The following is a 6,248-nucleotide window of genomic DNA, read 5'->3' on the forward strand; positions in this document are numbered from 1 at the left end:
ACACCAGCTACCAACACAACCTCGGCATCCAAAAAGGCTGGATCAAATAACCGCAACACGCCCGGAAAAGACACACTTTTCTTTACTTAACCCCAAGTTGGCGCCTACGCTTGTTATGCAACAAAAAGACCGGGAGGGTATTTCTACCTTCCCGGTCTGTATTGTGCGCCATCAGGGACTCGAACCCCGAACCCGCTGATTAAGAGTCAGCTGCTCTGCCAGTTGAGCTAATGGCGCTTACTGTTTCCTGCTTGGTGCTCTCTGTGTGAGCTCCTCGCCGGCAACGAGAAGATATATAACCAGGTTTCTGATTGTTTGTAAAATCGGCTGGTCAGGCCCTGTTTTTTGGTCGGTGTTTTTGCATGTTTTTTGAAAGGTTTTGCGCAACCGTTTGAAAAAAGTTCAAAAAAAGTTTGGAAATCCTCAAAGTGGGGTAGGGCCTGTATCAATGCCATCGACGTTGGGAGTGTGCATAGATGTCGGAGTTACGTTCGACAGTGTTCAGTAACGTCCGGAAGCGTCCGGTGGCACTTTTGAATAGCGAACTGATTACTTTTCGGTAACGCAGCTTCAAGGGGGCGCTGTTTTCCCAGGTCGGTTGAAGTGCCCCGGTTTTTTGGGGTTGCACAGCAATTTTCCAGAGGGTTAACTGTAGGAACCGTTGGGCTACTTTGCGTGCTGCGCCCTGTGAGGGGTTGATGACTGCGATTGGGCAGTCAATAAGGCTTTTCAGTTAGGGCGAGCGTTTTATCGGTGGCTAGTGCCGCTGCAGGGTAGTCTGACCTTTTTCGAGGGCGCACCAGGGGCTGTAGCAGGACTCCGCTGTGTGTCGCAGTGTGTCCCCGGGACTTACTACTTAATAATTGCACTGTTGGAGTGAAGCACGATCATGCGGCAATCTTTTAAGCGCCTGTCGATGGCGGTGGTGACATTTGCGACCACCATCTCGCTAGCTGCTTGTACCGTCGGCGGAGATAATGCCGAGCAGCAAGAGGCGGAGAAGCCAGACGTTGGTCTTGTCGCCAGTGTGGAGGACAACGCCACCGATGTTTCGGTGGTTGACCCGATTTCGGTTCAGGTGGAAGAGGGACATCGCCTGGACAAGGTTGTTATGACCAACCCTGAGGGCAAAGAGGTCAAGGGCAAGCTCGACTCCAGTGGTACCAAGTGGACCACCGCAGAACCCCTGGGCTACTCAAAGACCTATGAGATTAACGCCACCTCGGGCACAGAAAAGCTGGCTACTTCTTTCACCACCATCGAGCCGACTTCTCAGGTAAATGGTTACCTGTCCCCGCTGGATGGTTCCACCGTGGGTGTCGGCCAGACTATTGCTGTGAAGTTCAGCGCGAGTATTTCGGACCGCAAGGCCGCTGAGGAAGCAATCAAGGTGACCACCGAGCCTAAGGTGGAAGGCGCTTTCTACTGGCTGAATAACAGTGAGGTGCGCTGGCGTCCAAAGGAGTACTGGAAGCCGGGTACCAAGGTTACCGTGAAGTCCGATATTTACGGCACGGATCTTGGTGACGACATGTACGGTGCGGAGTCCGCCGAAACCAGCTTCACCATTGGTGATGAAGTCATCGCTATCGCTGATGATGCGACGAAGACCATGGTCATTAAGAAGAACGGTGAAGTCGTAAACTCCATGCCTATCTCTATGGGGTCGAATGTTCACCCGACTCCGAATGGCCAGTACATCATCGGTGATCGCAACGAGACCATGGTGATGGACTCCCGTACCTACGGCCTGTCTCTGGAAAACGGTGGCTACGTCACGCCGGTTAACTACGCAACGCAGATGTCTTACTCCGGTATCTACGTCCACGGTGCACCGTGGTCAACGTGGGCACAGGGCAGCGTCAACCAGTCTCACGGCTGCATCAACGTCACTGATGCCAACGCTAAGTGGTTCCTGGACAACACTAAGCGCGGTGACATCGTGATTGTGAAGAATACGATTGGTGAGACGCTCTCCGGTGTTGATGGACTCGGTGACTGGAACATTCCGTGGGAGACCTGGAAGAAGGGCAACGCCGACGAGACCAGCTCCTGGTAGCTCATGTCCTCTAAGTGAGGCCATCATTTAAGTCACACGGGCTAGTCCGTTTCCTAATCACCCAACATTCCCAGCTCCTGCGCCCGAGCAACAGCCGCGGTGCGGGAGCTGACGTCTAGCTTGGTGAAAATATGTACCAGATGCGATTTCACAGTCGCTTCGGTAAGCACCAGCTGGTCTGCAATTTTTCTATTCGACATACCCCGCGCGACCAACTCGAGCACTTCGAGTTCGCGCGGGGTTAGTGCTGTATTGGGGTTGCGCATCCGACCCATCAAGCGCCCGGCCACTTGTGTGTTCAGCACGGTCTCGCCGCGAACGGCACGACGGATACCATCGATGAGCTCCTCCGGAGCGGCATCCTTCAGCAGATAACCAACTGCGCCTGCGGTGACAGCGCCGAGCACATCCGAGTCCGAAGAATAATTGGTCACCACCAACACTTCTGGAGCCTTTGCGCCGCGCCCGGCCAGTGCGCGGATGGCTGCGGTGGCATCAACTCCGCCTGCGCGGGAAGCGGTGCCAGGGGCTTCACCAAAGCGAAGATCCATGAGTACCAGATCGATGTGGTCGCAAGAGTCGTCGTCAAGCGATGCACGCACCTTCTCGACCGCGTCGTCACCGCTGGCAGCCTCGCCAACCACGACGATATCCGGCGCCGATTCAACGACAGCGCGAAGACCAGCGCGCACGATGGGATGATCGTCGGCGATGAGGACTCCGATGGGCTTGGTCACCTGGCTATCTCCTCGGGTGATGTGAATGGTCGTTTGCTACCTGCATACCAGGCGCGGGGCTTTAAGAGGCGAGCTCGTGCGGGATGCTGACGCTGACACCGCAGCCGCGCCCAGGTTCCGACTCGATGGTGAAGGTGCCGCCGAGCTTTTCCACGCGTCGGCGCGCGTTGGCGATACCCACGCTGTCGTCGTTAGTTGGTGCGGTGGGGTCGAAGCCGATGCCGTTGTCGACGCAGTCGAGCAGAATCTCGTCGGGCTGGTAGGTCAGGGTGACACGGCAGCGGGTGGCGTGTGCATGCTTGACGACGTTCGCCAAGCTCGCCTGGGCCACCCTGATGATGGTTGCTTCGACGGTGGCCGGCAGCCGCGTGGGTGTGCCGTCGACGCAGAAGCTGACAGCATCGCCCAGCACCGTGGAGGAGCAGACTTTCTCCAACGCACCGGATAGGTCTGCGCCTTCGAGGGGAGCCGGCTGAAGTGCTGCGATGATGCGCCGGGTCTCGGCGAGATTGTCGGCCGCAACCTTGCGGGCGAGCTGTAGTGAATCCACCGAGGCCTGGTCATGCTGAGTGGGAGCACTTTTCATGCGGGACTCCACCGAATGCAGCAGCAGCTGGATGGAGGAAAGCCCCTGCGCCACGGTGTCATGAATATCGGCTGCGAGGCGTGCGCGTTCGTCCAGCTCACCGGCACGACGGGACAGTGCTTCCGAGTGGGCGCGGGCGGCTGAGAGCTCCTCCAGCGCCTTGGTCTTTTCGATAGTCTCCTTCTGCAGGAGCCGGAACCCCAGCCCCACCGTAAGTACAAACGTCCCGCCCAGAATGGGGCCAAGGACACCACCAAATGTCAGCGGAGTATGAATAGCGATAGCGCCAATTGCCGTCGCCGTTGTCGCTGCTACCATGATTACGGCCGTAAGACCGCCGGTTACCTGCAGAATTACGAAAAACAGTGGGAAAACCAGGAACGAGGCATCCAGCGTTGCAAACGCCAACGCCGCCCAGCACAGCAGCAGAATCACAAGCCAGCCCAACAGCAGGCCACGCGGCTTAGTCAGCGCGACCTCGTTGGCTACGTTGCCATGCCGAGCCCGCCCAATCGGCCCAATGGAACCTGCGATGTACACCGCTAGAAAGCACGCCGCATAGGTGATGATTCGCCACTGCGGATCCGGAACCACGCATACCGCCAGCAGCACCAGCACCAAAACATCCAGGGCAAACCGCAGTAATTGCCAGCTGCGGTTCAGAGTCTCAGGAGTATCCACGCTCTCGAGCTTAGGGCAGTTCCGCCTGCCAAAACACCGCTGACAAGCCGGAATTGTCAACATCAACCGAAAGTTGGAGACGAAGTTCAACCTCGCTGGCGATTAAATCCTCCTTTGAATCCACGACCATAATGAGTATGTACCAGTCAATGAAAGAACTTCGAGCCGCTCCAGGCCGTGCCGCACTGATCACCATCACCGTCGGGATGATTGCTGTGATGGTCGCGTTCCTCTCGGCTTTGGCCGCCGGCCTGTCCGCCCAGTCCGTCTCCGCACTTGACGAGGTCTACGGCAAAAACGACGCCGTCGTCATCTCGGAGGGGGCTACGTCGCTGTCGTCGTCAAGCATCGGCGAGACGGCGCGAAAGAGCGTCCAGACGTGGGCGAACGATAACAACGCCACCATCCGCGATGTCTACGTCAGTCGTGCGCGCGTCGATGAAACGCCCGTCACCGTCATCTCCGACTTTTCGCTTAACGACGACCAGGTGGCCGTCACCGACGGTGTCAGTGAAACCGCCATTGCGGAAGGTGACTCGCTGACCCTGTCTGGCGCGATGGGCGAGCACGAGACCACCGTTGCGCGCGTGGCGGGGGATAAGTGGTTGGACCACCAAGCGGTCATTTATGCCGGGCGCGGTGTGATGGAAGACCTGACGCCGGGGCAGATGGTGCCGGCGGCGATGGTTGTCGACGAGTCTGCGACGCAGCTGCCGAATGTCCCGGAAGGAACAATTCTGCGCGACGGCGAGCGCAATAATCTGTCGGCTTCCTATCAGGGCGAGCAGACCTCGCTGAACGCGATGACCTCGATGCTGTATGTGATTTCTGCGCTGGTGGTAGGCGCGTTCTTCACCGTGTGGACTGTTCAACGACTGCGTGGTGTGGCCATTTCCTCGGCGCTCGGTGCGTCCCGCTCCGTGCTGGTGGCTGACTCTCTGGCGCAGGTCCTGGCCGTGCTGGCAATCGGAGTCGGCGGCGGTGTTGTGGTGACTGCAGCGGCGGGCTGGGCTCTGCAGAGCGGCGACGTCATGCCAATTGTGGTCGATGCTTCCACGACCGTCGTGCCGGGGCTCATTCTGGCCGTGACCGGCGTAGTTGGTGCGCTGCTGGCACTGGTGCCGGTATTCCGCGTCGATCCTACCACCGCATTGGCGAATGCGTAGTGGCTCGTTAGTACGGCCTAGCACGGCGGCTTCCCACAGAACACTCACATCGCGTTAATCATGCACAACCTGCAACTGAGGAATTGAGGAATTGAGGACAAAATGACTACCTACATCGACAACCAGGCTCCCGTGGCACTCGCTCTGAAGAACATCTCGCTGACCGTCCAAGATGGCGACAACAAACGCACCATTTTGGATGACATCTCGCTGAAGATCCGGGCAGGCGAGGTAGTGGGACTGGTCGGACCATCGGGTTCCGGCAAGTCGACTCTGTTGACTATCGCAGGTTGTTTGAAGAGTGCCGATACCGGACATGTCACGCTGTACTCCACCAAGCAGGACGCGAACGGTGCAGGCGCGGACGAGAGTGCGGAAAGGAAGGCCATTGATCTGAGCGCTCGCGGCGCGGATGCTGCCAAGATTCGTCGCGAACACATCGGTATTGTTTTCCAGCAGCCGAATCTTCTACCAGCGCTGACGGTCAAGCAGCAGCTCATCGCAATGCGGCGATTGGGCCGTGTTTTCGGGTGGCCCGCGGGTGGCCGTCGTGAAGCGGAGAAGCGCGCGGATGAGCTGCTAGAGGCAGTCGGCCTGACTGGGCTGGGAAACCGTCGCGTGAGCCAGCTTTCCGGTGGTCAGCAGGCACGCGTCAATGTTGCGCGCGCACTGATGAATGAGCCGGAAGTGCTGCTAGTCGACGAACCGACCGCGGCTTTGGATCAGAAGAGTGCAGGGGCGGTGACGCGACTGATTATGGATGTGACGCGGAAGATGGGTGTGGCCACCCTGTACATCACCCACGACCTGGGGCAGCTCCACGGTGCCGACCGAATCGTGGAGATGGTTGACGGCAAGCTGCAGTCCGCGGATGCAGGCTTGGTGGCTACTCGGTAGTGACTATGGGGGGCTTAGCAGCAAAAAGGCGGGTTAAGTAAAGAAAAGTGTGTCCGCATGCCACCATAACCCCAGACCACACACCACAAATCACCAAAGAATAGCTCCCCGAAAGCTATTAC

At 58.1% G+C, this 6,248-nt stretch carries 5 protein-coding genes and 1 tRNA gene; 3 read left to right on the top strand and 3 right to left on the bottom strand.

Translation table 11 applies throughout. The features are described 5' to 3' along the window. Positions 1 to 164: 164 nt before the first annotated feature. Positions 165 to 237: transfer RNA gene (locus tag AB1Z34_RS10965), tRNA-Lys, on the bottom strand. A gap of 652 nt (positions 238 to 889) precedes the next feature. On the opposite strand from AB1Z34_RS10965, the gene AB1Z34_RS10970 reads away from it, so the two are divergent. Further along, complete coding sequence (locus AB1Z34_RS10970) at positions 890 to 2,059, top strand: Ig-like domain-containing protein (protein WP_367158340.1); 1,170 nt, start codon at positions 890 to 892, stop codon at positions 2,057 to 2,059. Positions 2,060 to 2,112: 53 nt separating this feature from the next. Here AB1Z34_RS10970 and AB1Z34_RS10975 read toward each other — a convergent pair whose 3' ends face one another. Beyond that, positions 2,113 to 2,796 (bottom strand): LuxR C-terminal-related transcriptional regulator, encoded by a 684-nt coding sequence (locus tag AB1Z34_RS10975; RefSeq protein WP_367158341.1) that lies wholly within the window; start codon positions 2,794 to 2,796, stop codon positions 2,113 to 2,115. A gap of 61 nt (positions 2,797 to 2,857) precedes the next feature. After that, a complete protein-coding gene (locus tag AB1Z34_RS10980) occupies positions 2,858 to 4,063 on the bottom strand; it encodes a sensor histidine kinase (protein ID WP_367158342.1) in 1,206 nt (401 codons plus the stop codon). 149 nt (positions 4,064 to 4,212) lie between these two features. On the opposite strand from AB1Z34_RS10980, the gene AB1Z34_RS10985 reads away from it, so the two are divergent. After that, positions 4,213 to 5,229 (top strand): ABC transporter permease, encoded by a 1,017-nt coding sequence (locus tag AB1Z34_RS10985; protein WP_016422279.1) that lies wholly within the window; start codon positions 4,213 to 4,215, stop codon positions 5,227 to 5,229. A 102-nt stretch (positions 5,230 to 5,331) separates the two neighbouring features. Beyond that, positions 5,332 to 6,126: an ABC transporter ATP-binding protein gene (locus tag AB1Z34_RS10990; protein ID WP_016422280.1), complete on the top strand. Its 795-nt coding sequence runs from the start codon at positions 5,332 to 5,334 to the stop codon at positions 6,124 to 6,126. Positions 6,127 to 6,248: the final 122 nt, after the last annotated feature.

Origin of the sequence: Corynebacterium sp. 045007, from assembly GCF_040743205.1 — a bacterium.
GTDB lineage: Bacteria > Actinomycetota > Actinomycetes > Mycobacteriales > Mycobacteriaceae > Corynebacterium > Corynebacterium jeikeium_D.